Genomic DNA, 23,900 nt, shown 5'->3' with positions numbered 1-23,900 from the left:
ATGACCGAAGCCATCCTGCGGCAGATCATCGACTACGCCCACCGCGCCAACCCGTATCCCCTGTACGCGGAGCTGCGCAAGACGCCGGTGTACCACGACGCGGACGGACCGTTCGTCATCAGCAGGTACTACGACATCCAGAGCCTGCTCCACGATCCGCGCATCAGCTCCGACGCCCGCAATCTGAGGGCGCCGGCGGGCGGCGGCCCGCTGGCCGCCGAGGCGGACGAGGAGACGGCCCTTCCGCCGAGCTTCCTGCGGCTCGACCCGCCCGAGCACGACCGGCTGCGGCGCATGACGAACCGGCCGTTCGGGCCGCCGCACACCCCACGGCGTGTCCACGAGATGCACGGCGAACTGAAGGACATCGTCTCCGGGCTCATCGACGGCATCGACAGCCCGGACCGGATCGATCTGGTCGACCAGTTCTCCTATCCCTTCCCCGTGACCGTGATCTGCCGGCTGCTGGGAGTGCCGCGCGAGGACGAGGCGCGCTTCCACTCCTGGGCGGACATCATCGCCGCCAGCCTCGACCCCGACCCGGGCGCCGACGCCGACGAGCGCGCCAAGGTCTCCCACAACGCCCGCACCGAGCTGGGCATGTATCTGGCCGGGCTCATCGAGGAACGCCGCAAGAAGCCCGGTGACGACATGCTGTCCCAGCTGTCCACGGCGGGAGGGCCGGACGGTGTCATGACGACGATGGAGGTCCTGAGCACCGCGGCGCTCCTGCTGATCGCCGGCCACGAGACGACGGTCAACCTCATCACCAACGGCATGCTGACCCTGCTGCGCAACCCCGACGTGCTCGAGCGGCTGCGCAAGGACCCGAACCTCGCCGTCCCCATCGTCGAGGAGCTGCTGCGGTTCGAGCCGCCGGTGCAGCTGGTGCCGCAGCGCACCACCGTCGCCGACATCGAGGTCCGCGGGGTCACCATCCCCAAGGGCGCGTCGCTGTGGCTGGTGCTGGCGGCGGGGAACCGTGACCCCGACCGCTTCGAGGATCCGGACCGGTTCAACCCGGACCGCGGGGACATCCAGCACCTCGGCTTCGGCAGCGGCATCCACAGCTGCTTCGGCGCCCCGCTCGCCCGCCTGGAGGCACAGCTCGCGCTGAGCGAACTGGCCCGCAGACTGGAGAACCCCCGGCTGCTGGAGGACCCGCCGCCCTACCGGCAGAACGCGGTCCTGCGCGGCCCGCGCCATCTGCCGATCGCCTGCGACGGCATCCGCCCCTAGGGACACCTGACCAGGGCCACCGCCGCTGACCTGGGCTCCGGAGTGTACGGACGTTCCGGAGCCCCTCCGGACGGCGGGTAAACTCCGTCCACGTGACTGCCGCGCCTGCAAAGCCCCGTATCCCCAACGTCCTCGCCGGACGCTACGCCTCCGCCGAGCTCGCCACGCTCTGGTCCCCCGAGCAGAAGGTGAAGCTGGAGCGTCAGCTCTGGCTCGCCGTGCTGCGGGCGCAGAAGGACCTCGGCATCGAGGTCCCGGACGCCGCGATCGCCGACTACGAGCGCGTCCTCGACCAGGTCGACCTGGCCTCGATCGCCGAGCGCGAGAAGGTCACGCGGCACGACGTGAAGGCGCGGATCGAGGAGTTCAACGACCTCGCCGGGCATGAGCACGTGCACAAGGGCATGACGTCCCGGGACCTCACCGAGAACGTCGAGCAGCTGCAGATCAGGCTCTCGCTCGAGCTGATGCGCGACCGCACGGTGGCCGTCCTGGCGCGGCTCGGCAAGCTGGCGGGCGAGTACGCCGAGCTGGTCATGGCCGGCCGCTCGCACAATGTGGCCGCCCAGGCAACCACTCTCGGCAAGCGCTTCGCGACCGCGGCGGACGAGCTGCTCGTCGCGTACGGCCGCGTCGAGGAGCTGCTCGGCCGCTACCCGCTGCGCGGCATCAAGGGCCCGGTCGGCACCGCGCAGGACATGCTCGACCTGCTGGGCGGGGACGCGGCGAAGCTCGCCGAGCTGGAGCAGCGGATCGCCGGGCACCTCGGCTTCGCGCAGGCCTTCACCTCTGTCGGCCAGGTCTACCCGCGCTCGCTGGACTACGAGGTCGTGACCGCGCTGGTGCAGCTGGCGGCCGCGCCGTCCTCGACGGCCAAGACGATCCGGCTGATGGCCGGGCACGAGCTGGTGACCGAGGGCTTCAAGCCGGGCCAGGTCGGCTCCTCGGCGATGCCGCACAAGATGAACACCCGCTCCTGCGAGCGTGTCAACGGCCTCATGGTCATCCTGCGCGGCTACGCCTCGATGACCGGCGAGCTGGCGGGCGACCAGTGGAACGAGGGCGACGTGTCCTGCTCGGTGGTCCGCCGGGTCGCGCTGCCCGACGCGTTCTTCGCGCTGGACGGTCTGCTGGAGACCTTCCTCACCGTCCTCGACGAGTTCGGCGCCTTCCCGGCCGTCGTCGCGCGCGAGCTGGACCGCTACCTGCCGTTCCTCGCGACGACCAAGGTCCTGATGAGCGCGGTGCGCGCGGGCGTCGGCCGTGAGGTCGCGCACGAGGCGATCAAGGAGAACGCCGTCGCCTCCGCGCTCGCCATGCGCGAACAGGGCGCCGAGCGCAACGAGCTCCTCGACAAGCTCGCCGCCGACGAGCGCATTCCGCTCGACCGCGCGCAGCTGGATGAGCTGATGGCCGACAAGCTGTCGTTCACCGGTGCCGCGGCCGACCAGGTCGCCGCCGTCGTCGGCCGCATCGAGGAGATCGTGAAGCAGCACCCGGAGGCCGCGGGCTACACGCCGGGGGCGATCCTCTGACGCGGCTCACTCCCGCGGACCTTGAGGCCGCCCGCGACCGGCTGGTGCCGGATGTCGTCGGGGACGGCCTCAAGGTGCTTTTCTGCGGCATCAATCCAGGGTTGATGACCGCCGCCACGGGCCATCACTTCGCCCGTCCCGGCAACCGGTTCTGGCCCGTGCTGCATCTGTCGGGGTTCACGCCCCGGCTGATGAAGCCGTCGGAGCAGGGCGAGTTGCCGTCGCACGGGCTCGGCATCACGAACGTGGTGGCGCGCGCGACCGCCCGGGCCGACGAGCTGTCCGCGGAGGAGTACCGCGAGGGCGGACGGCTGCTGAGCGCCAAGGTGGAGCGACTGCGGCCGGGGTGGCTGGCGGTGGTGGGGGTGACCGCCTACAGGGCGGCCTTCGAAGACCGGAAGGCCGTGATCGGCCCGCAGGAGCGGACGATCGGGGACACCCGGGTCTGGGTGCTGCCCAACCCGAGTGGGCTCAACGCGCACTGGACGGCGGCGACGATGGCGGAGGAGTTCGGACGGTTGCGGGTGGCTGCGGCCGAGGGGTAGCGGATCAGGTCACGGCGGGTCGATCTCGGTGATCACGGCCAGGAGTTGGAACGGCCACTCCTTGTCCCACTGCGAGACACCGAGGGCGACCCAGCGGTCGTGCCCGGTCGCCTTCCAGAGGTGCACATCGGGCACATGCCCGCTCACGACGCCCCAGGGCTCGGGTATGTCCTCCCCGTCCATCGTCCGGTCGAGCACGCTCGACAGGCTGAAGACCTGCGGAGGCCCCCAGCGGTGGGTGAGCAGCACCGAAAGACCGTCCCGGTCGGCCTCGTACTGCTCCGCCGTCTCCTCCCGTGCCGTGCCGTCGTCCTCCCAGAATTCCTCGCTCGTCGCTAACTCGGCGATGTGGTAGCCGGGTCCCGCGTCGCCGACGTCCGAACGGCCGTGCTCACGGGGGAAGTCCTCGGAGCACAGCCGCAGGATCGTGGCGAGGTGCTGCGCGCTGGTCATGAGGTCCAGTAAAGCGGCTGCCACTGACAATTGCCGTGCCGTCAGGCGTCCCTGCGCCGTAGGCACCACGCACCCGCCGCGAGGGCCGCCGCCGTCCAGGCCGCGGTCACCGTGAGCCCGGTCCAGGGGCCGAGTGCGCCGTCCCACGTCTCGTGGAGCACCACTTGGCCCGCCCGGTCCGGCAGGAAGTCGGCCACGCCGCCCGACATTCCGCCGATCACGAAGGAGACGATCAGGAGGAACGGGACCAGGATGCCCAGCGTGGCGACCGCGCTGCGCAGTACGGCCGTGAGCCCGGCGGCGAACAGGGCCATCAGCGCCAGGTAGAGGCCGCAGCCCACGACCCCGCGTACCCCTTCGCCCCACGTCAGCCCGCTCGCCCTGGATCCGAGGACCGCCTTGCCCACGACCAGGCTCACGAGCCCGGTCACCAGGCCGACGGCCAGCGCGGGAACCCCGATCGCCACCGCCTTGGCCGTGCACCACCGCCCCCGCCGGGGCACCGCGGCCAGCGACACCCGCAGCGCGCCGCCCCGGAACTCGGTCGCGACGGCCTGCGCGCCGAACGTGATCGCCGCGATCTGTCCGAAGCTCACGCCGAAGAGCGCCGAGAACAGCGGGTCGAAGTCCTGGTCCCCGGAGTCGTCGAGACCGGCGAGCGCGGAGAACGCCGCCGTCGCGAGGAGCACGGCGAGCAGTCCCACGACGAGGGACCGCAGCGTACGGATTTTGATCCACTCCGCGTGGAGTACGGGTGCGAAGGTCATGAACGGGCCTCCTGGGGCCGGGTGGGCGACGGTACGGCGGTGAACTCGGCGTCGGTGGCCGTCAGATCCAGGTACGCCTGCTCCAACGTGCCCTCCTCCGCCGCGAGTTCGAGGATCGGCAGGCCTGCGCCCGAGGCGAGCAGCCCGATGTCCTCCACACGTGCGTGCGGGACGGTCCACCGCCCGTCCGCCCCCTCGACGGCCTCGTGACCGTGGCGTGCGAGCAGCGCGCCGAGAGCGGCGCCGTCCGTGGTGCGCACCCGTACCCGGGGCCGCACGCGCGCGTGGATGAACTCCCGCAGGGGTGTGTCGGCGAGGAGTCTGCCCCGGCCGAGGACGACGAGGTGGTCGGCGAAGGACGCGGTCTCGTTCATGAGATGGCTGGAGACGAGCACCGTGCGGCCTTCGCGGGCCAGTCGGCGCAGCACCTCGCGGATCCAGATGATCCCTTCGGGGTCGAGCCCGTTCGACGGCTCGTCGAGCAGCACCACGGGCGGGTCACCGAGGAGTGCGGCCGCGATGCCCAGGCGCTGTCGCATGCCCAGGGAGTACGTCTTCACCCTGCGCCGCGCCACGGACGCGATCCCCGCCTCCTCCAGCACGGCGTCCACCCGGCGTTCGGAGATGCGGTTGCTCACGGCGAGCGCCCACAGATGGTCGCGCGCGGTGCGCGATCCGTGCGCGGCCCCTGCGTCGAGCAGTGCTCCGACCTGGCGCAGGGGCTCGTCGAACGAGGCGTAGGGCCGCCCGCCGACGGTGGCGGTGCCGGACGTGGGCCGGTCAAGACCCAGGACGAGCCGCATGGTGGTGGACTTTCCGGCGCCATTGGGTCCGAGGAAGCCGGTGACGCGGCCGGGAAGCACGCTGAAGGTGAGGTCGTCCACGGCGCGCCGACTGCCGTACTCCTTGGTCAGGTTCTGGACGTCGATGCTGTTCATGGCCCCAGCCTGGCGGCCTTTGCGCGGTCGGTACTCCCCCGCCGGTGGAGATCGTCTCCCCCGCTCGGGGGAAGCCGGTTGCCGGGGCCGGCTGGGACGATGGCGCGATGGCCCGCTTTCTGCGCCCGTTGCTCCTGGGGACCACCTACACACGCCTGCTGCATCTGTGGGTGCCGATGTTGTTCGTCAGCGTGTGGCTGTTCATCGACATGTCGAGGCCGTGGGTGCCGGCGGTGCTGTTGATCCCGCTGGGGCTGGTCCCGGCCGTGCGGCGGGGCGAGGGCGTGCAGGCGCGGTACATGCTGGCGCCGGACGAGCCGCAGGAGCGGGGCGACCGGGACGCGGCGATCTCGGTCGCGCCGTCGGCGACCTGGCGGGACCGGTTGCGGACCGTGCTGTGGCTCGAAGTGCGGATGGGCCTCGGGGCGGTGGCGATGGGGGTCACCGTCTGGCTGCCGGCGACCGCCGTCGAACTGGCCGGGGCCGCCTCCGGTCGCCCCGTCGACGTCACACTGCTGCCGGTGTCGCCCCCGCCGTGGGCCTGTGCCCTGCTCGTACCCGTGCCGCTGCTCGCTCTGTACGGCGCGGTCGTCGGCCTCGGCGAGCTGGTCACGGCGATCGCGCGCCGGCTGCTGGGCCCCTCTCCCGCCGAGCGCCTCGCCGCCCTGGAGGAACGCACCGAACAGCTCCTGGAACGCACGCGCATCGCCCGTGAACTGCACGACTCGATCGGGCACGCGCTGACCGTGGCGGTGGTGCAGGCGGGCGCGGCACGGGCGGCCGGCGACCCCGCGTTCACCGACCGGGCGCTGCTCGCCATCGAGGACACCGGCCGGGCCGCTCTGGAGGACCTGGAGCGCGTGCTCGGCGTGCTGCGCGAGGCCGGGCGCCCCGCGAGCGGCCGACCCACGCTGAGCGAGGCCGACCGGCTCCTGGAGTCGGCGCGCGGCTCGGGTGCGAAGGTCGACGCCGAGGTGACGGGTGCGTTGGAGACCGTGCCCGGACCGGTCTCCCGCGAGGGCTATCGCATCCTCCAGGAGTCCCTGACCAACGTGCTGCGCCACGCGGGGAGCGTGCCGGTGCGGGTCCGTATCGCGGTCGACGACGGCACTCTGGGCCTGGAGGTCCGCAATCCGCTGACGGCCGGGACAGCGGGGCCGGGCCGCGGCAGTGGCCTGCGGGGCATACGGGAGCGGGCGGCGCTGCTCGGCGGGCGGGCACGGACCGGGCCGGACGGGGGTGACTGGCAGGTACGTGTCGAGCTGCCGTTGCGCTGATCTACGCTGGCCGGATGCCGGTCACCGTTCTCCTCGTCGACGACGAACCGCTCGTCCGCGCGGGTCTGCGGGCCGTCCTGGCGGCGCAGCACGACATCGAGGTCGTCGGAGAGGCGGCCGACGGTGCCGCGGTGATCCCGCTCGTGCGGCAGCTGCGGCCGGACGTCGTCGCCATGGACGTGCGCATGCCGCTCATGGACGGCATCGAGGCCACGCGCGCGGTCCTGCGGACCGTGAGCGATCCGCCCAAGATCCTCGTCGTGACCACGTTCGAGAACGACGAGTACGTCTACGAGGCGCTGCGCGCGGGGGCCGACGGTTTTCTGCTGAAGCGGGCCAGGCCCGCCGAGATCGTGCACGCCGTGCGGCTCGTCGCGGAGGGCGAGTCGCTGCTGTTCCCGGCGTCCGTACGGCAGTTGGCGGCCGAGTACGGGGGCGGCAGCGGGAATCCGGCGGCGCGGACGGCCATGGAGCGGGCCGCGCTGACCGAGCGGGAGGCGGAGGTGCTGCGACTGATGGCCCGGGGGCTGTCGAACGCGGAGATCGCCGGGCGGCTGATCGTCGGGACCGAGACGGTCAAGTCGCACGTCAGCGCCGTACTGGCGAAGCTGGGGGCCCGGGACCGTACGCAGGCGGTCGTCGCGGCGTACGAGTCGGGGTTCGTGGCCCCGGGCTGAAACGGCGGTCCGCCGGTGGCCGAAGCGACCGGTCGGTAGCAAAGGAGGTCCCCGGCTCTCGCCGGGGCGCGCCGCGCCGAGTACGATCCGGCCAACACGCGCACGAGCTGGGAGGACGGACGTTGGGGCGGTTGACCGGCGGGGACCCCTCTCTGCTGCGAAGGATCAATTCCGCGGTGGTGCTGCACGCGCTGCGTGCCACGGACTGCGCGACGCTGACCGAGATCACCCGGGTGACGGGGTTGTCCCGGCCCACGGTCGAGGGTGTCGTGGAAGGGCTGATCGAAGCCGGGCTCGTGGTCGAGAAGGCGGCCGAGGAGGGCGCGGCACGGCGTCAGGGCCGTCCCGCGCGGCGGTTTCGGTTCCGGGCCGAGGCGGGCCATCTGCTGGGCCTGGAGATCGGTCCCCATCGCGTCGCCGGGCTCCTCGCCGATCTGGACGGCCGGGTGCTGGGCGCCATGTCGAAGGACGTGGACGAGACCGCGTCGGCGGACGAGCGGCTGGAACGGCTGCGCACGGCGGTCGCCGATCTGCTGCGCCGCGCGGGTGTCGCGCGCAGCTCCCTGCGGGCGGTCGGCGTGGGCAGCCCGGGAATCGTCGAGGCGGACGGCACCGTACGTCTGGGCACGGCGCTGCCGGAGTGGACGGGGCTGCGCCTGGGCGACCGACTGAACCGTTCCTTCAAATGCCCGGTGCTCGTCGAGAACGACGCCAACGCGGCGGCGGTCGCCGAGCACTGGAAGGGCTCGGCGACGGAGTCGGACGACGTGGTGTTCGTGCTGGCCGGGCTGAGTCCGGGGGCCGGTTCGCTGATCGGCGGGCGGCTGCACCGGGGATACGGGGGCGCCGCCGGAGAGATCGGGGCGCTCCATCTGCTCGGCCGCGGAGCCACTCCCGAGACACTGCTGTCGACCACGGACGAGCCCCTGCACCCGCTCGACGAGCAGGCCGTCGCCGAGGTCTTCGCGCTGGCCAAGGGCGGTGACCAGCGGGCCCGCGCGGCGGTCGACCGCTTCATCCAGCGTCTCGTGCACGACGTGGCGGCCCTCGTCCTCGCCCTCGACCCGGAACTGGTCGTCGTCGGCGGCTGGGCGGCCGGTCTGGACGGAGTGCTGGAACCGCTGCGGCGCGAACTGGCGCGCTACTGTCTGCGCCCGCCCAAGGTGGCGCTCTCCCTGCTGGGCGAGGCGGCCGTCGCGACGGGCGCCCTGCGGCTGGCCCTCGATCATGTGGAGGAGCAGCTGTTCGCGGTGGAGGGGACCGTGACCGCACGTCGCTGACCGGCGGTCTCACGGACGCGGGAAGCCGCCCCTGGCCTCACGGGCACGAAAGAGCCGTCACGCCCCGGAGTGTTCCGGGGCGTGACGGCTGAGACCTGGGGCCTGTCGCGCGGATCAGGCCTGGGCCGCGCCTCAGGAGGCCCGGCGCTCGGGGTCGTGGTGGATCTCCACGCCGCCGGAGTCGCCGAAGGTCAGCCGGCAGGTGTCGGCGCGGTACGTGGCCACGGAGACCGCGGCGGTGCGCCCCTCGGCGAAGTAGCGGGTCGTGACGACGAGGACGGGCGCCCCGGGCAGCCGGTCGAGCTCCTTGGCGTCATCCGCGCGGGCCGAGCCGAGCTCCACGGCGCGGTCCTGGCCCTCCAGGTCGAGGTGCTGCAGTTCGCGCAGCACGGCGCGGGCGAGGGTCGTCCCCGACGGGGCGTCGATCGCGGAGAGGCCGGGCACCGAGGACGCCGGGATGTAGAGCAGCTCGGCGGCGACCGGCTGGCCGTGCGTCACACGGGAGCGGCGGATCGTGTGCACCTGGTCGTCGGGGCCCGTCTCCAGGACGTCGGCCACCGCGGCGGGCGGGACCGCCACCTCGCAGTCCACGGACCGCCAGGCGTCGCCGACCGCACCCGGCCACACATGCTGCTCGGTTCCGACGGCCACGCCCACACGCGGCGGCGCGACGGTCGTGCCCACCCCGCGGCGGCGCTGCAGTCGCCCTTCGAGCTCCAGCTGCTCCAGCGCCTGGCGCAGCGTGGCGCGGGCGACGCCGAACCTGGCCGCGAGGTCGCGTTCGTTGGGCAGGATCTCGCCCACGGTGAACTCAGAGTCCAATGCCTCGGTGAGCACCGTCTTGAGATGCCAGTACTTCGGCTCCGGCACCGTTTCCAGCTGCGTGGTCCCCACCCTGTCCTCCGCAATCGCCGTGGCCCGGCGGCGTTTTAGCGCCCTTGTTTATTAAAGGTTCTTGCACTATCCCTGCGACCATAGGGCCGCCCCCACCCTTGGTCAAGACCAATCCTCGATCCCTTACGGATTGCGGAGGCGCCTTGCCGCACAGCGTTCACAGGGCGTTCGCGCGGGGTGATGTTCGTGACACAACGTCGAAAGCCCCCGTCCAGAAGACGGGGGCTTTCGAGGGGCACAAGGGGACCGCAGTGGCTACTGGTTGCCCAGGGACACCAGCTTCTCGGGGTTGCGCACGATGTAGACGCACCGGATCCGGCCGTCCACGACATCGAGCTGGACGGCACTGTCGGGCTTGTCGCCGGAGAGGACGAGGAGCGCGGCGCCGCCGTTGAGCTCCAGGAGGCGGTACGAGGGATCGGGGATGCCCTGCTGGGCGACGGCGTACAGGAAGCGGCCCACCTTGTCGGCGGTTTCGATGACCCGCAGCGGCGCCTTGGACAGTCCGCCGCTGTCGCCGATCAGGCGGACGTCCGGGGCCAGCAGGGACATGAGCCCCTCCAGGTCCCCTCCATCCGCCGCCGCGAGGAACCGCTCGGTCAGGTCGCGGCGTTCGGCCGGATCGACCTCGTAGCGCGGCCGTCGTTCCTCGACGTGTTTACGCGCCCGTCCGGCGAGTTGACGCACGGCGGGCTCGCCCCGGTCGAGGACGGCGGCGATGTCCGCGTACGGGTAGCCGAACGCCTCCCTGAGGACGAACACCGCGCGCTCCAGGGGCGAAAGGGACTCCAGGACGACGAGGACGGCGAGCGAGACGGAGTCGGCGAGCACGGCCCGCTCGGCGGTGTCGGGGGCGGTGTCCCCGAAGTCGGTGACGTACGGCTCGGGAAGCCACGGTCCCACGTACGCCTCGTTGCGCGACCGCACCTGACGCAGCCGGTCGACGGCGAGCCGGGTGACGATGCGCACCAGGTAGGCGCGGGGTTCGCGCACCTCGGTCCGGTCGGCGCCGGACCAGCGCAGCCAGGCTTCCTGGACGACGTCCTCGGCGTCGGCCACCCGTCCCAGCATGCGGTAGGCGACGCCCATCAGGACGGGGCGGTGCTCTTCGAAGACCTCGGTCGCGGTGTCGATGGTCACGACCCCTATCCCATCCCGGCACGCCCCGCCGTGTCCAGGCGGCACCGCCGCCTTCCGGAGCGCAATGACCGGCGGCCGGCGGGCGGTTGGCCGACTGTCGCCCGTCGAGTCGGACAGCGTGGGCGAGCGGATCCAGGTGATGGCTCCCGAGGGCTACCCGTCGGTAGCGGTTGCTGACAAGCTGTCTACGAAGACGGTTCGTCAGCGTGCCACCAGACGAGGAGCAGCATCATGTCCGCCACGGTCTCCTTCAGCCTTCCCTCCGCGCACGGTCCGCGGACCGTGACCATGTCCTACGCGCGCGTGGGCACCGGCGAACCGCTGCTCCTGCTGCACGGCATCGGCCACCACCGGCAGGCCTGGGACCCGGTCGTGCACATCCTGGCCGCCGAGCGCGAGGTGATAGCCGTCGACCTGCCCGGGTTCGGCGAGTCCCCGGCGCTGCCCGACGGGCTCACGCACGACCTCGGGACGGTGGTGCCCACGCTCGGCGGGTTGTGCGAGGCACTGGAGATCGAGCGTCCGCACGTGGCCGGCAACTCCCTGGGCGGCCTGCTGGCTCTGGAGTTGGGCCGCGAGAAGCTCGTACGGTCCGTCACCGCGATCTCGCCCGCCGGGTTCTGGTCGCCGGTCGAACGGCGTTACGCCTTCGGTGTGCTGCTCGCGATGCGGCAGGGCGCGCGGCGCCTGCCGCTCCCGGTGATCGAGCGGCTCTCCCGCTCGGCGGCCGGGCGGGCCGCCCTGACCAGCACCATCTACGCTCGGCCCGGCCGCCGTTCACCCGAGGCCGTCGTCGCCGAGACCCTCGCGCTGGCCCACGCCGAGGGCTTTGCCGACACCCTCCGGGCCGGCACCACCGTCCAGTTCACAGACGACATCCCGGGGCTGCCCGTCACCGTGGCCTGGGGCACCCGGGACCGGCTGCTGGTGCGCCGCCAGGGGATCCGGGCCAAGCACATCATTCCCCGGGCCCGGCTGGTGCGGCTGCCGGGCTGCGGTCACGTCCCGATGAACGACGACCCGGCGCTCGTCGCCCGCGTGATCCTCGACGGCAGCCGTTGAGCGACGCCGGGTGAGGCGCCACGCGCCGGAGCCCAGGGCGACGCCCGCGCCGACCAGAGCACTGCCCGCGGCCTGCGCGGCGCCGTACGCGCCGGTGCCGACCAGCGGCGCCGTGCAGGCCGCCGCGACGGGGATGAGCCCGGAGAAGAGCGTGGCGCGCTCCGCGCCGATGCGCTGCATGCCCATGTACCAGCACACGAAGCCGACGACCGTGACGACCGCCGCCTGCCACAACAGCGCGGCGGCCTCGGTGGTGTCCGGCGTCCGCAGCCACGCGCCGCCGGTGAGGCGCGCGGTGAGGATCCCGGCCACCGCCGACTCGACCGCGGCGATCCCGCAGACGGTGGCCGACAGCAGCCGGGGCCCGAGCGGGCGCAGCACCGGTACGGCGAGCACCGCGAAGCCCACCTCGCCCGCCAGCGCGCACACGGAGTACGCGATACCCGTGCCGTCGGTGCGGCCCCAGCCCTGCACGGTGAAGGCACCCACCGCGACGAGTGACGCCCCGTACAGGACCTGCCGTTGCGGCCGACGGCCCTCAAGAAGAGGGACGACAACAGCCACGACCACCGGGGCGCAGCCCACGAAGACGCCCGGAACGGCTGGTTCCGCGGTGCACTCGGCAGCGATCACGGCGAGGTTGAAGCCGACCATGCCGACGGCCGCGAGCAGCGCGAGGCGCCCCCACCGGCGTACCGCGAGCCGCCGCAGCGGTGCCGTGCCGCCCCGTCCGACCAGCGGCAGGAGCAGCACGCAGGCGAGGCCGTAGCGCAGGAACTGACCGCCCGCGTACGGGTAGTGGCCCAGGACGCTGTTGGCGGTGAAGGAGCCTCCGACGAGGACGCAGGCGAGGGCGGCGAGCAGCGACCCGCGCAGGGTGGTGTTCATGACGGTGACGCTACGAAGGGCCGCGGTCCGGTTTAAGGTCCACTTCCATGACGCCATCGGGGACCACATGACACCGTCGGGGGCCGCCTGGGAGCTGCTTGTGCCGGCCGCTTCGGCACCGGCACGCGCGCGTGGGCGCGCTTTGCAGGCCGCGCTGCGCGAGGCGGTCCGCACGGGGCGGCTCGCGCCGGGCACCCGGCTGCCGTCCAGCCGCGAGCTCGCCGCCGACCTCGGGGTGTCGCGGGGGCTGGTCACCGAGGCGTACGAGCAGTTGACCGCGGAGGGGTATCTGCGCAGCGACCGGGGCGCGGGGACCTGGGTCGGCGGCGCCGTCCGGGCGGCCCACCCACGCGCGCGTGACCTCGCGCCGCGCCCCGCCGGGGCCCGCGCCGACTTCCTTCCCGGGACACCGGACCTGTCCCTGTTCCCACGCGCCGCCTGGGCGGCCGCCCAGCGCGGGGTCCTCGCCGAGCTGCCCCACCACGCGCTCGGCTATCCGGATCCGCGCGGGCTGCCCCGGCTGCGCACCGCCCTCGCCGAACTGCTCGCACGGCGCCGCGGCGTGGTCGCGGACCCCGAGCGCGTCATCGTGGTCTCCGGGGTCGCGCAGGCGACGACCCTGCTCGGATTCGTGCTCCACGCGCGCGGGGTGCGCGCGATCGGCGTCGAGGACCCCGGAAGCCCGGAGCACGGCACTCTCTACGCCTCGGCCGGCATCGACGCCGTACCGCTGCCGCTCGACGGCGAAGGACTGGCCACCGGGCCGCTGAAGGAGTCGGGTGTACGGGCGGTGGTGACGACGCCCGCCCACCAGTTCCCCTCGGGAATCGCCTACTCGGCGCGGCGCCGCACGGAACTCCTCGACTGGGCGCGCTCGGTGGACGGCCTGGTGGTCGAGGACGACTACGACGGGGACTTCCGCTACGACCGCGCTCCTGTGGGGGCGCTTCAAGGGCTCGATCCCGAGCGCGTCGCCTACACGGGGTCGGTCAGCAAGTCGCTCGCGCCCGGGCTGCGGCTCGGCTGGCTGCTCGTACCGGCGGCGCTCGCCGAGGAGGTCGTCGAGCGCAAGCGCACCATGGATCTGGGGAACCCCGTCGTGGACCAGGCGCTCCTGGCCCGCTTCGTGGAACGGGGCGACTACGACCGGCAGCTGCGCCGCTGCCAGCGCGCCTACCGGGAACGGCGCGACACTCTCGTATCCGCCCTGGAGGAGCACTTTCCCGGTACCGAGGTGTCCGGGATCGCGGCGGGTCTGCATGTCATCGCCGCGCTGCCCGAGCGGTACGGGCCGCCGGAGTACTTCCTGGAGCGAACCGCGGCGGCCGGGGTGGCCGTGCGTCCGCTGGCGGACTACGGGCGGGTGGTCGAGCGTGCCGGCGTACGGCTGGTGCTGGGCTACGCCCACCAGTCCCCCGCGCGGATCCGCGACGGCGTACGCCTGATGGCACAGGCGGTGCGCGCCTGACCGCTTAGGGGGCGGCCGTGTGGGTGGGCAGGCCGGGGCATCCGTGGGACGTGCGCGGTCGGAGGCGGACGTCGGTGCCCTTGTCGGCGGGGCCAGTTGTTCACTTGTGGTTTCCGTGTGCGCTGCGGCGCACCAGTAGTTGTGGCTGGGCACGTTGCCCGACTCCGTCGACTCCGTCCCTGGAGGCGCATTCATGTCACACCGTCCGCACAGCCCTCTCCCGCTCCCCGGTCGCCGCGGCGTCCTGCGCGGCTCCCTCGCCGCTTCCGCGGCCCTGGCCCTGCCCACCGCACTCGGCTCGGCCCCGGCGTTCGCGCTGTCCGGGCGGCCCGAGGCGGGGTGGGGCGTCCAGGCCGGAGACGTGAGCGCGCACTCCGGCCTGGTGTGGGTCCGCTCGGACCGCCCCGCCCGGATGATCGTCGAGACGTCCGCGACCGAGTCGTTCCGCAACCCCCGCAGATGGCACGGTCCGCTGCTCGGCGCGGACTCGGACTTCACCGCTACGACGCGGCTGCGCGGACTGCCCTCCGGCGAGCAGATCCACTACCGCGTGCTGCTGGCCGACCCCGACGACCCGCGGCGTACGGGCGAGCCGGTGACCGGCACCTTCCGCACCGCGCCCGCGAAGCGGCGCCACGACGTCCGGTTCGTCTGGTCCGGTGACCTGGCCGGACAGGGCTGGGGCATCAACGAGTCCATCGGCGGTTACCGGATCTTCGACGCCATGGCGAAGGTGGACCCGGACTTCTTCCTGTGCAGCGGCGACAACATCTACGCCGACGGCCCGATCTCCGCCACGGCGCCGCTTCCGGACGGCAGCCTGTACCGGAGCGTCACCACCGAGGAGAAGTCACACGTCGCGGTCACCCTGGCCGACTACCGGGGCAACTTCCGCTACAACCTGCTGGACTCGGCGCTGCGCCGGTTCAACGCCCAGGTTCCGAACATCATCCAGTGGGACGACCACGAGGTCCGCAACAACTGGTACCCGGGCGAGGTCATCGGATCCGGCACCCCCTACCCGGCCGGCACGGAACTCGACGACCTGGCCGTCCGTGCCCGGCGGGCGTTCTCGGAGTACTTCCCGATCTCCACCATCGGCGGACGCCCGGACGGACGGATCTACCGGACCGTCCACCACGGGCCGCTCCTGGACGTGTTCGTCCTGGACATGCGGACCTATCGGAACGCCAACTCGCCCGACGACCAGACCACGGACCCGCAGGGCATCCTCGGCCGCGAGCAGCTGGAATGGCTCAAGCGCGAGCTGGCCTCGTCGCGCGCGGTGTGGAAGGTCATCGCCGCCGACATGCCGCTCGGCCTGGTCGTGCCCGACCCGGTCGAGGGCAAGCCGAACATCGAGGCCGTCGCCCAGGGCGACCCGGGCGCGCCGCTCGGCCGCGAGCTGCAGATCGCCGAGCTGCTGCGGTTCATCAAGCACCGGCGGATCACCGGGACCGTGTGGCTGACGGCCGACGTCCACCACACCTCGGCACAGCACTACGACCCCTCGCGGGCCGCTTTCAAGGACTTCGAGCCGTTCTGGGAGTTCGTCTCCGGACCTCTCAACGCGGGCGCCTTCCAGGCGAACGCCCTGGACGGCACCTTCGGCCCCGACCGGGTCTTCGTCAAGGCCCCCGCCACCGCCAATGTCTCGCCGGCGGACGGATACCAGTTCTTCGGCGAGGTCGACATCGACGGCGACAGCGGGGAGCTGACGGTGCGGCTGCGTGACCTGGACGGCACGGTGCTGTTCACACAGGTGTTGCAGCCGGGGCGTGTGGGTCAGTAACCGCGCCCAACTCCCGTACCCTCGAAGGGCTGGGCCGCGCACCGGAGTCATCCCCCGGTGCGCGCCCGCTCTCGTGACCAGGCACGTAAGCCAGGTGATCCGAGGCAGGCAAAACTAGCGCAAAAAGAACCGCAAAAAGGATAGAACGACACTTTACCGATCAGTCACAGACCGTTCGTGATCACGCAACACCACTCCTTCACAGTGGCTGCATGACTCCAGACATGTCTGATGTGACCCGGGCGAAGCACGGACGCCCCGTCCACCACTGGCGACGCGACGTGGTCGAGCTCGCCGCGCTGTTCACGGCCGTCGCGGTCGCCGACGCCGTCGCCAATCTGATCGGACACGGCCCCGACGGCCCGGCCCTGCTCGCGATCTCGTCCGTGGTCCTGGTGGCCACGGCCGGATTCCACACATGGTGGGCACGCCACCACGGTCACGCGCCGCCCGCGGGCGATACCGGTGCCCGGACACTCGCCGAGGGGCGAGAGGCCGGGCAGGCCGACCAGGCCACGGCGGGGCCGGAGGCCGTCACGGGAGCGACCGTCCTGTGGCGGATGCGGACGACGGTGAAGGACGAGCCGGGTTCGCTGGCCGCGCTGTGCGTGGCGCTGGCCCACCAGCGGGTCGACATCCTGAGCCTGCAGACGCACCCGCTCGCCGAGGGCACGGTCGACGAGTTCCTGCTGCGCGCGCCTGTCGAGCTGGCCGCGTCCGAGATCACCCGCGCCGTCTCACTGGCGGGCGGCACCGGCACCTGGATCGAGCGGGCCGACGCCCACGACCTGGTGGACGCTCCGACGCGCGTCCTGGGGCTGGCCACGCGCACGGCTTTGGACGCCGCGGAACTTCCGCTCGCCCTCCGGCAGTTGCTCGGTCGGTGCACCATTCGTTCGCTGCCCGCCCGCTCCCCCGGGTCGGGTCGGGCGAAGGAGGGAGCGCCGGTCGAAGGAGTGCTGGAAGACACGGTGATGCGGTTGCGCGCACCGGAGGGTGGGGTGATCACGGTGGAACGGCCGTATCTGCCGTTCACGCCGACCGAGTTCGCTCGGGCGCGGGCGTTGGTGGAACTGGACGCGCGGCTGGGTCCGCGCATTCCGCTCAACCAGGACATGCTGACACTGCCGGAGGGCCCCGCGATCACCGTGCGTCGCGCCGACGTCTCCGACCTCGACGCGGCGAAGGCGATGCACGAGCGCTGCTCCCCGCGCACGTTGAGCATGCGCTACCACGGGCCGGTCGGTGACGCGGACCGTTATCTGAACCACCTGCTCAGCCCGCGCTTCGGACGCACCCTCGCCGTGCAGACGGCGTCGGGGCGCGTGGTCGGGCTCGGCCATCTCCTGTGGGACGGCGACGAGACGGAGATCGCGCTGCTCGTCGAGGACGACTGGCAGCGGCGCGGGATCGGCGCCGAACTGCTCGGCCGTCTCGTGACGATGGCCGTCGAAGCGGGCTGCGAGAGCGTGTACGCCGTCACACAGGCCTCCAACACCGGCATGGTCGCCGCCATGCGCGGGCTGGACCTCCCCCTCGACTACCAGATCGAGGAGGGCACCCTCGTCATCACGGCCCGCCTGGACGCCACACCGGTGACCTCCCGCCTGCCGTACGACCAGGAGCAGAAGCAGGCGCAGAAGAAGTAGGACGGACACCAAAAGGCCCCGGGCACCTTGCCCGGGGCCTCTCTCTGGTCACCGCCCCAACGCACGGTCCAGGTCCGCCCACAGGTCCTCCACGTCCTCCAGCCCCACCGACAGGCGCAGCAGCCGGTCGCTGACCCCCGCCTCACGGCGGTCGTCGGCGGCCACGATGCGGTGGCTGATGGACGCCGGATGCTGGATCAGGCTGTCGACGCTGCCGAGGCTCACCGCCGGGGTGATCAGACGGACCCCGGCGATGACCTCGTGCGGGTCTTCGTGGACCTCGAAGGCGATCATGGCACCGCCGATCCGCGGATAGTGGACGCGGTCGACGCGCGGATCGGCGGCGAGCCGGCGGGCGAGTTCGGCGGCGTTGGCGGACGCGGCCCGGACCCGTACGGGCAGGGTCGACAGGCCGCGCAGCAGCAGATACCCGGCCAGCGGATGCAGCACACCCCCGGTGGCGAACCGCACTTGGCGCAGCCCCCGGGCGAAGTCCTCGTCGCAGGCCACCACTCCGGCCATGACGTCCCCGTGTCCGCCCAGGTACTTGGTGGCACTGTGCAGGACCAGGCGGGCCCCTTGGCCGGCGGGGCGTTGCAGCACGGGTGTGGCGAAGGTGTTGTCGGCGAGCAGCGGAACGGACCCGCAGGCGTGCGCGACAGCGCGCAGGTCGAGTTCGGCGAGCGTCGGATTGGCCGGGGACTCGACCATGACAAGACCGGTGTCGGGGCGCAGGGCGTCCGCGATACCCGCCGGGTCGACCCAGGTGACCTCGGAGCCCAGCAGCCCGGCGGTGAGCAGGTGGTCACTGCAGCCGTACAGGGGCCGTACGGCGACGACATGGCGCAGGCCCAGCGCGTTCCGCACGAGCAGTACGGCGCTCAGCGCGGCCATGCCGCTCGCGAAGGCGACCGCGCTCTCGGTTCCTTCGAGGCGGGCGAGGGCGGTCTCGAAACGGGCGACGGTCGGGTTGCCGAGGCGCCCGTAGACGGGCGGGCCCTCCGGTTCGGCGCCGTCGGCCGCGAACGCGTCGATGCGGGCGGCCTCGCCGCGGCTGTCGTAGGAGGGGTAGGTCGTGGACAGGTCGATCGGCGCGGCGTGCAGCCCCAGCCGGGCGAGGTCCTCCCGCCCTGCGTGCACGGCCTCGGTGGCGAGGGCACGCGGCGCGAGGGCACGGGTGTCCCGAACGCCGTAGGAGTCGTCCCGACCGTCGTAGGAGTCGCCCTGAGCGTCGCAGGAGTCGTCCTGAGCTTCGTATGCGTCGTGCACCACGGATTCCATGCACAGCAGACTGAACACCGGCCGGGGCCCCGGACGCACACTCCGTGTTACGTTCGGGCCATGGCCGAATCTGTCGTACTCGATCCGGTGGATCTTCATCTGCTGCGACTGCTCCAGAACGACGCACGGACGACGTACCGCGATCTCGCCGCGCAGGTCGGAGTCGCGCCCTCGACCTGCCTGGACCGGGTGACGCGGCTGCGTCGTGCGGGGGTGATTCTCGGCCATCAGCTGCGCCTCGATCCGGCGAAGCTCGGGCGGGGCCTGGAAGCCTTGCTGTCCGTGCAGGTCAGACCGCACAGCCGCGAGTTGGTCGGGCCGTTCGTGGAGCGGATCAGGGCGCTGCCGGAATCCCGGACCGTCTTCCACCTCACCGGGCCCGACGACTACCTCGTCCTGGTCGCCGTCGCGGACATGGCCGACCTGCAACGGCTGGTCCTCGACGAGTTCACGTCCCGGCGCGAGGTGGCCCGGGTGGAGACCCGGTTGATCTTCCAGCAGTGGGACTGCGGCCCGCTGCTCCCGCCCGCCCCGACCTCGACCTCGACCTCGACCTCGGCGCCGGCCTCGGCCTCGGCAAAATCGGGCTGATGCCGGCCCCATGCCCGGTCGACCGGGCTGACGCGGCACCCGTCCTCGTATGAGGATGTCGGCATGTCAGAGACGAAGAGCCCGCTGCCCCGCGAGGTCGCCGACGCGTACGTCGACGATCTCATCGCCCTCGATCCGGTCCTCGGTACCTACCTCGGTGTGAAGGAGAGTGGCGACAAGCTCCCCGACACCTCGCCCGCGGGGCAGGAGGCCGTCGCAATGCTGGCGCGGACGACGCTTGCCCGGCTCGACGAGGCGGAGCGGCAGCCGGGCGCGGACAGCGACATCGAGCGCCGCTGCGCCCGGCTGCTGCGCGAGCGGCTCACCGCCGAACTGGCCGTCCACGACGCCGACGAGGGCCTTCGGGCCGTCGGCAACATGCAGACGGCCGCGCACTCCGTGCGCCAGGTGTTCACCATCGCGCCGACCGAGACGGACGAGGACTGGGCCGCGATCGCCGAGCGGCTGCGCGCGGTGCCGACCGCGCTGACGGGGTACCGCGAGTCCCTCGCTCTCGGCCTGGAGCGCAAGCTGTACGCGGGCCCGCGTCCCACCGCGACCTTCATCGAGCAGCTCACCGAGTGGTCGGACCCGGACGGGCAGGGCCGTGGCTGGTTCGAGGACTTCGTGTCCGCGGGTCCCGACGCCCTGCGGGACGAGCTGGACACGGCCGCCCGGACGGCCACACAAGCCCTGGTGGAGCTGCGCGACTGGATGCGTGACGTCTACGCGCCCACGATCGAGGGCGCGCCGAACACGGTGGGCCGCGAGCGGTACGCGCGCTGGGCACGCTACTTCAACGGTACGGATCTCGACCTCGACGAGGCATACGCGTACGGCTGGTCCGAGTACCACCGGCTCCTCGCGGAGATGAAGTCCGAGGCCGAGAAGATCCTGCCCGGCGCGGAGACCCCCTGGGTGGCGCTCGCGCACCTCGACGAGCACGGCAGGCACATCGAGGGCGTCGACGAGGTCCAGACGTGGCTCCAGGGAGTGATGGACCGGGCGATCGACGCGCTGGACGGCACCCACTTCGAACTCGCCGAGCCGGTACGGAAGGTGGAGTCGCGCATCGCGCCACCCGGCGGCGCGGCGGCCCCGTACTACACCGCGCCGTCCGCGGACTTCTCGCGGCCCGGCCGCACCTGGCTGCCCACCATGGGGCAGACCCGCTTTCCCGTGTACGACCTCGTCTCGACCTGGTACCACGAGGGCGTCCCCGGCCATCACCTCCAGCTCGCCCAGTGGGTGTACGTGGTCGACGACCTCTCGCGCTACCAGGCCACCGTCGGTCTCGTCAGCGCCAACGCCGAGGGCTGGGCGCTGTACGCGGAGCGGCTGATGGACGAGCTGGGCTTCCTGGAGGACGCGGAGCAGCGGCTCGGCTACCTGGACGCGCAGATGATGCGCGCGGCCCGGGTCATCGTCGACATCGGCATGCACCTGGAACTGGAGATTCCGGCGGACTCCCCCTTCCACCCGGGCGAGCACTGGACCCCGGTGCTGGCGCAGGAGTTCTTCGGCGCGCACAGCAGCCGTCCGGCGGACTTCGTGGAGAGCGAGCTCACCCGCTACCTCTCCATCCCGGGTCAGGCCATCGGCTACAAGCTCGGTGAGCGGGCCTGGCTGCTGGGCCGCGAGAACGCGAAGAAGCGGCACGGCGCCGCCTTCGACGCCAAGGCCTGGCACATGGCGGCCCTGTCGCAGGGTTCGCTGGGCCTTGACGACCTGGTGGACGAACTGTCCCGGCTCTGACGGACACCGACGGCGGCCGGGCTCACGGCGACGAACGGGCCCGGCCGCCGCATGTCAAGTACGCCGCGTATCAGGTACTCCGCGTATCAAGCACGCGGAGTATCAAGTACGGGGGTATCAAGTACGGGAGTGCCGGAATCACCGGGCGTGCTCGGCATGTTCGGAGCACAGGCAGCCGACGCCCTTCTCGATCCACTCCTGGCCGACCCACTCCGGGTGCCGTTCGATCATGAGCGCCGAGATCTCCTCGACGATCGTCCGCTCGTCCACGGCGGAGTCGCGGCGGGCCCATGTCTCGTCCCGCAGCAGACGGAGGTAGTCGCGCACGTCGGCCAGCAGCCGCGTACCGCCGACCTCGCCGTGGCCGGGCACCACGATCCGGGGAGCCTGTGCCGCCAGCTTCTCCATCACCGCGATCCAGCGGGTCCCGGACACGTCGGTGTCGTGCGGCGGGAACCAGGGGAAGATGGCGAACTGCCCGGCTTCCACGAGGTCCCCCGTGAACAGGACGTCCGCGTCCGGCACCCTGACCACCTGGTCGCCCCTGGTGTGGGCCCGGCCGGTGGCCCGCAGCTGCACCACCCGCCCGCCCAGGTCCAGGTCGTACGCCTGGTCGTAGACGACATCGGGCCGCGCCAGTTCGACGCCCTGGAGCCGGCGCTCGACCGGCTTGCCGAGCCCCTTGAACATCTCCAGGTAACCCGGCCCCTTCACCTTCAGGTCCTCGGCCTGGTCCCGGTTGAGCAGGAACGTCGCCTCGCCGGCGAAGACCTGCGCCCCGAAGGCGTGCTCGGGGTGGAAATGCGTCGTCGTCAGGTAGATCCGACGTCCCTCGGCGTAGTCCGCCGCGAACTCCAGCACCTTTTCGGCGTTGCGCGGGCCCATGCCTGTCTCGACGACGAGCACGGCACTGTGGCCGCCGATGACGCCGATGTTGGGCACGAGCTGCACGTGCCGGTCGGGGATGACCACCAGGTCACGGGCCAGCTCCTGAACACCCTCGACGTGAACGACGGGATCCGTCGTCACCGCTTCCTCAGACACTGCGACTCCTCGGTGTTGCGCTGAGCCACCAGTCCAGCGCGCGACGTCCGGGGGCGTCCAACACCGATCTCGCAGCCTCGATACCGCACGGGTATCGTCGCAGTTGAGAGAGTTCGCGAGAGCGTCTCGGGAGAGCGATGGAGCGGTGATGGAGCTGCGGACCCTGCGCTACTTCGTGGCGGTCGCCGAAGAACTCCACTTCGGCCGCGCCGCCGCCCGGCTGCACATGACCCAGCCCCCGCTGAGCCGGGCCGTCAAGCAGCTGGAGACCGACCTCGGCTGCGAACTGCTGCGCCGCTCACCCACGGGCGTCACCCTCACCCCCGCCGGGGCCCTCCTCCACGACGAGGCGCGCACCCTGCTGGCGCGGGCCGACCAGGCCCGGGCCCGGGTGGCCGCCGCGGCCGGCACGGCCACCCTGACCATCGGCACCCTCGCCGACAGCGCCGAGCAGGTCGGCACCCGGCTGGCCGTCGCCTACCGGCACCAACACCCCGCCGTGCGCATCCGCATCCGCGAGGCCGACCTCACCGACCCGACCATCGGACTGCGGGCCGGCCTCGTCGACGTGGCCCTGACGCGGGCGCCGTTCGACGACACCGGCATCACCACCCGCGTGCTGCGTTCGGACCCGGTCGGTGTGGTCCTGCGCGCCGACGACCCGCTGGCCGACCGCGACCGGCTGCGCCTGGACGAACTCGCCGACCGCCGCTGGTTCCGGTTTCCGGAGGGCACGGACCCGGTGTGGCAGGCCTTCTGGACGGGGCCGCCCGGCGCCGACGGGCGCCGTGACGGTCCCGTCATCCGCACCGCCCACGAATGTCTCCAGTCCGTCCTGTGGAACGACACCGTCGGGCTGATGCCCCTCGCCCACTCCCAGGCGCTGCCCGAGGGGCTGACGGTGATCCCCTTGGCGGATGCGCCGCCCAGTGACCTGGTCATCGCATGGAACAGCGCCCACACCACCCCGCTCATCCGCTCGTTCGTGAGCCTCGCGACGGCCCTCACGCGCTCCTAGGAACGGTCAGCAGCCACAGTCCGCCGCGTCCACCGGAGCCGTCAGCGGGTCCGCCGCGCGCCGCTCGTCTCCCTCCCAGGTCTCGTACGCGAAGCCTTCGCGCACCCAGTACTCGAAGCCGCCGAGCATCTCCTTGACCTGGAAGCCGAGTTCGGCGAGAGCGAGAGCGGCACGGGTCGCGCCGTCGCAGCCGGGTCCCCAGCAGTAGGTGACGACGGGCACCGACCTGTCGAGGAGCTGCTCGGCCTGCTCGGGGATCAGCGCGGTGGGCAGGTGGATCGCACCGGGCACGTGCCCCTGGTCCCAGGACGCGGTGGAGCGGGAGTCGAGGACCACGAAGCCGGGGTCGCCGCCCGCCGCGAGCGCGGAGGCGACGTCGGAGACATCGGCGTGGAAGGCGAGGCTCGCGCCGAAGTGGGCGACGGCCGCGGCCGGTGACGCCGGGGCGACGCGCAGTACGGGGTTCGTCCTGGTCGCGGTGCTGGTCACAGTGGTGTCGACGGTCACAGTCATGGTCCGGCCTTCCCTCCCTGCCCCGGCTGACCGGCGCCTTCGCCGCACCGGCCCCGCGGGGACCTCCTGACCAGAAATCTACGGCCGGTGATCC

At 72.2% G+C, this 23,900-nt stretch carries 21 protein-coding genes and 1 pseudogene; 13 read left to right on the top strand and 9 right to left on the bottom strand.

Annotation, left to right across the window (positions count from 1 at the left end; translation table 11 throughout):
- The 3 genes from SMIR_RS33875 to mug all read left to right on the top strand — a co-directional run bounded on the left by SMIR_RS33875 (position 1) and on the right by mug (position 3,319).
- Complete coding sequence (locus SMIR_RS33875) at positions 1–1,239, top strand: cytochrome P450 (protein ID WP_168489824.1); 1,239 nt, start codon at positions 1–3, stop codon at positions 1,237–1,239.
- 92 nt (positions 1,240–1,331) lie between these two features.
- A complete protein-coding gene (gene purB / locus SMIR_RS33870) occupies positions 1,332–2,774 on the top strand; it encodes an adenylosuccinate lyase (protein WP_212727776.1) in 1,443 nt (480 codons plus the stop codon).
- Positions 2,771–3,319 carry a G/U mismatch-specific DNA glycosylase gene (gene mug, locus SMIR_RS33865; protein ID WP_168500896.1) on the top strand — a complete coding sequence of 183 codons (549 nt, stop codon included), beginning with the start codon at positions 2,771–2,773 and terminating at the stop codon, positions 3,317–3,319. The genes purB and mug overlap by 4 nt, the downstream gene beginning before the upstream one ends.
- Positions 3,320–3,328: 9 nt before the next feature.
- Here the strand turns inward: mug and SMIR_RS33860 are convergent, their stop codons facing one another.
- Genes SMIR_RS33860 through SMIR_RS33850 form a run of 3 tightly spaced genes read right to left on the bottom strand, consistent with a single transcriptional unit; the run spans position 3,329 to position 5,477 of the window.
- Positions 3,329–3,772 (bottom strand): hypothetical protein, encoded by a 444-nt coding sequence (locus SMIR_RS33860; RefSeq protein WP_168489826.1) that lies wholly within the window; start codon positions 3,770–3,772, stop codon positions 3,329–3,331.
- A 41-nt stretch (positions 3,773–3,813) separates the two neighbouring features.
- Positions 3,814–4,539: an ABC transporter permease subunit gene (locus tag SMIR_RS33855; protein ID WP_168489827.1), complete on the bottom strand. Its 726-nt coding sequence runs from the start codon at positions 4,537–4,539 to the stop codon at positions 3,814–3,816.
- A complete protein-coding gene (locus SMIR_RS33850; protein ID WP_212727775.1) occupies positions 4,536–5,477 on the bottom strand; it encodes an ABC transporter ATP-binding protein in 942 nt (313 codons plus the stop codon). Before SMIR_RS33850 ends, SMIR_RS33855 begins: the two co-directional genes overlap by 4 nt.
- 107 nt (positions 5,478–5,584) lie before the next feature.
- Between SMIR_RS33850 and SMIR_RS33845 the strand changes: the two genes are divergently transcribed.
- The 3 genes from SMIR_RS33845 to SMIR_RS33835 all read left to right on the top strand — a co-directional run bounded on the left by SMIR_RS33845 (position 5,585) and on the right by SMIR_RS33835 (position 8,711).
- Positions 5,585–6,754: a sensor histidine kinase gene (locus SMIR_RS33845; RefSeq protein ID WP_212727774.1), complete on the top strand. Its 1,170-nt coding sequence runs from the start codon at positions 5,585–5,587 to the stop codon at positions 6,752–6,754.
- A 14-nt stretch (positions 6,755–6,768) separates the two neighbouring features.
- Entirely contained in the window at positions 6,769–7,431 is a 663-nt protein-coding gene (locus SMIR_RS33840) for a response regulator transcription factor (protein ID WP_212727773.1), read from the top strand.
- Between the two features lie 122 nt (positions 7,432–7,553).
- Positions 7,554–8,711, top strand: coding sequence for an ROK family transcriptional regulator (locus tag SMIR_RS33835; RefSeq protein ID WP_101407882.1), 1,158 nt, complete (start codon positions 7,554–7,556; stop codon positions 8,709–8,711).
- 132 nt (positions 8,712–8,843) lie between these two features.
- Here SMIR_RS33835 and SMIR_RS33830 read toward each other — a convergent pair whose 3' ends face one another.
- Together SMIR_RS33830 and SMIR_RS33825 are read right to left on the bottom strand one after the other, a co-directional pair.
- Positions 8,844–9,605, bottom strand: a complete 762-nt coding sequence (locus SMIR_RS33830) for a GntR family transcriptional regulator (protein ID WP_168489830.1) — start codon at positions 9,603–9,605, stop codon at positions 8,844–8,846.
- A 255-nt stretch (positions 9,606–9,860) separates the two neighbouring features.
- A complete protein-coding gene (locus SMIR_RS33825; RefSeq protein WP_212727772.1) occupies positions 9,861–10,745 on the bottom strand; it encodes an RNA polymerase sigma-70 factor in 885 nt (294 codons plus the stop codon).
- A gap of 231 nt (positions 10,746–10,976) precedes the next feature.
- Here SMIR_RS33825 and SMIR_RS33820 point away from each other — a divergent pair, with 231 nt between their 5' ends.
- Positions 10,977–11,807, top strand: a complete 831-nt coding sequence (locus SMIR_RS33820) for an alpha/beta fold hydrolase (RefSeq protein ID WP_211118661.1) — start codon at positions 10,977–10,979, stop codon at positions 11,805–11,807.
- A gap of 534 nt (positions 11,808–12,341) precedes the next feature.
- Here the strand turns inward: SMIR_RS33820 and SMIR_RS45160 are convergent.
- Positions 12,342–12,695, bottom strand: a pseudogene (locus SMIR_RS45160) (EamA family transporter); the annotation flags it as partial.
- Positions 12,696–12,762: 67 nt separating this feature from the next.
- Here SMIR_RS45160 and pdxR point away from each other — a divergent pair.
- From pdxR to SMIR_RS33800, 3 genes are all read left to right on the top strand, one after another.
- Entirely contained in the window at positions 12,763–14,163 is a 1,401-nt protein-coding gene (pdxR, locus tag SMIR_RS33810; RefSeq protein ID WP_168500898.1) for a MocR-like pyridoxine biosynthesis transcription factor PdxR, read from the top strand.
- A gap of 193 nt (positions 14,164–14,356) precedes the next feature.
- Complete coding sequence (locus SMIR_RS33805; RefSeq protein WP_168489832.1) at positions 14,357–15,955, top strand: alkaline phosphatase D family protein; 1,599 nt, start codon at positions 14,357–14,359, stop codon at positions 15,953–15,955.
- A gap of 224 nt (positions 15,956–16,179) precedes the next feature.
- Positions 16,180–17,604, top strand: a complete 1,425-nt coding sequence (locus SMIR_RS33800) for a GNAT family N-acetyltransferase (RefSeq protein ID WP_249938511.1) — start codon at positions 16,180–16,182, stop codon at positions 17,602–17,604.
- Between the two features lie 48 nt (positions 17,605–17,652).
- On the opposite strand, the gene SMIR_RS33795 is transcribed toward SMIR_RS33800, so the two are convergent.
- Entirely contained in the window at positions 17,653–18,885 is a 1,233-nt protein-coding gene (locus SMIR_RS33795) for a trans-sulfuration enzyme family protein (RefSeq protein ID WP_422664482.1), read from the bottom strand.
- 60 nt (positions 18,886–18,945) lie between these two features.
- Here SMIR_RS33795 and SMIR_RS33790 point away from each other — a divergent pair, with 60 nt between their 5' ends.
- Positions 18,946–19,476: an Lrp/AsnC family transcriptional regulator gene (locus SMIR_RS33790; RefSeq protein ID WP_168489835.1), complete on the top strand. Its 531-nt coding sequence runs from the start codon at positions 18,946–18,948 to the stop codon at positions 19,474–19,476.
- A 63-nt stretch (positions 19,477–19,539) separates the two neighbouring features.
- The gene (locus tag SMIR_RS33785; RefSeq protein ID WP_212727770.1) at positions 19,540–21,231 is read left to right on the top strand and encodes a DUF885 domain-containing protein; all 1,692 of its coding nucleotides are present in this window, start codon (positions 19,540–19,542) and stop codon (positions 21,229–21,231) included.
- Between the two features lie 138 nt (positions 21,232–21,369).
- Here SMIR_RS33785 and SMIR_RS33780 read toward each other — a convergent pair whose 3' ends face one another.
- Complete coding sequence (locus tag SMIR_RS33780) at positions 21,370–22,275, bottom strand: MBL fold metallo-hydrolase (RefSeq protein WP_168489837.1); 906 nt, start codon at positions 22,273–22,275, stop codon at positions 21,370–21,372.
- Positions 22,276–22,423: 148 nt separating this feature from the next.
- On the opposite strand from SMIR_RS33780, the gene SMIR_RS33775 reads away from it, so the two are divergent.
- Entirely contained in the window at positions 22,424–23,293 is an 870-nt protein-coding gene (locus SMIR_RS33775; protein WP_168489838.1) for a LysR family transcriptional regulator, read from the top strand.
- A 6-nt stretch (positions 23,294–23,299) separates the two neighbouring features.
- Here SMIR_RS33775 and SMIR_RS33770 read toward each other — a convergent pair whose 3' ends face one another.
- Complete coding sequence (locus tag SMIR_RS33770; protein WP_168489839.1) at positions 23,300–23,806, bottom strand: rhodanese-like domain-containing protein; 507 nt, start codon at positions 23,804–23,806, stop codon at positions 23,300–23,302.
- Positions 23,807–23,900 lie beyond the last annotated feature (94 nt).

The sequence above is a fragment of the Streptomyces mirabilis genome, from assembly GCF_018310535.1.
Classification (GTDB): Bacteria; Actinomycetota; Actinomycetes; order Streptomycetales; family Streptomycetaceae; genus Streptomyces.
The sequence above is the reverse complement of the archived record's forward strand: the minus strand, read 5'-3'. Positions and strand labels throughout refer to the sequence as shown.

What these genes read in the sequence shown, in the direction of transcription:
- pdxR (WP_168500898.1), top strand. Translation starts at nt 12,763, where the DNA reads ATGACACCGTCGGGGGCCGCCTGGGAGCTGCTTGTGCCGGCCGCTTCG.
- SMIR_RS33770 (WP_168489839.1), bottom strand. Translation starts at nt 23,806, where the DNA reads ATGACTGTGACCGTCGACACCACTGTGACCAGCACCGCGACCAGGACG.
- SMIR_RS33800 (WP_249938511.1), top strand. Translation starts at nt 16,180, where the DNA reads ATGTCTGATGTGACCCGGGCGAAGCACGGACGCCCCGTCCACCACTGG.
- SMIR_RS33875 (WP_168489824.1), top strand. Translation starts at nt 1, where the DNA reads ATGACCGAAGCCATCCTGCGGCAGATCATCGACTACGCCCACCGCGCC.
- SMIR_RS33840 (WP_212727773.1), top strand. Translation starts at nt 6,769, where the DNA reads ATGCCGGTCACCGTTCTCCTCGTCGACGACGAACCGCTCGTCCGCGCG.
- SMIR_RS33805 (WP_168489832.1), top strand. Translation starts at nt 14,357, where the DNA reads ATGTCACACCGTCCGCACAGCCCTCTCCCGCTCCCCGGTCGCCGCGGC.
- SMIR_RS33790 (WP_168489835.1), top strand. Translation starts at nt 18,946, where the DNA reads ATGGCCGAATCTGTCGTACTCGATCCGGTGGATCTTCATCTGCTGCGA.
- SMIR_RS33845 (WP_212727774.1), top strand. Translation starts at nt 5,585, where the DNA reads ATGGCCCGCTTTCTGCGCCCGTTGCTCCTGGGGACCACCTACACACGC.
- SMIR_RS33855 (WP_168489827.1), bottom strand. Translation starts at nt 4,539, where the DNA reads ATGACCTTCGCACCCGTACTCCACGCGGAGTGGATCAAAATCCGTACG.
- SMIR_RS33795 (WP_422664482.1), bottom strand. Translation starts at nt 18,885, where the DNA reads ATGGAATCCGTGGTGCACGACGCATACGAAGCTCAGGACGACTCCTGC.
- SMIR_RS33850 (WP_212727775.1), bottom strand. Translation starts at nt 5,477, where the DNA reads ATGAACAGCATCGACGTCCAGAACCTGACCAAGGAGTACGGCAGTCGG.
- SMIR_RS33785 (WP_212727770.1), top strand. Translation starts at nt 19,540, where the DNA reads ATGTCAGAGACGAAGAGCCCGCTGCCCCGCGAGGTCGCCGACGCGTAC.
- SMIR_RS33775 (WP_168489838.1), top strand. Translation starts at nt 22,424, where the DNA reads ATGGAGCTGCGGACCCTGCGCTACTTCGTGGCGGTCGCCGAAGAACTC.
- SMIR_RS33820 (WP_211118661.1), top strand. Translation starts at nt 10,977, where the DNA reads ATGTCCGCCACGGTCTCCTTCAGCCTTCCCTCCGCGCACGGTCCGCGG.
- SMIR_RS33860 (WP_168489826.1), bottom strand. Translation starts at nt 3,772, where the DNA reads ATGACCAGCGCGCAGCACCTCGCCACGATCCTGCGGCTGTGCTCCGAG.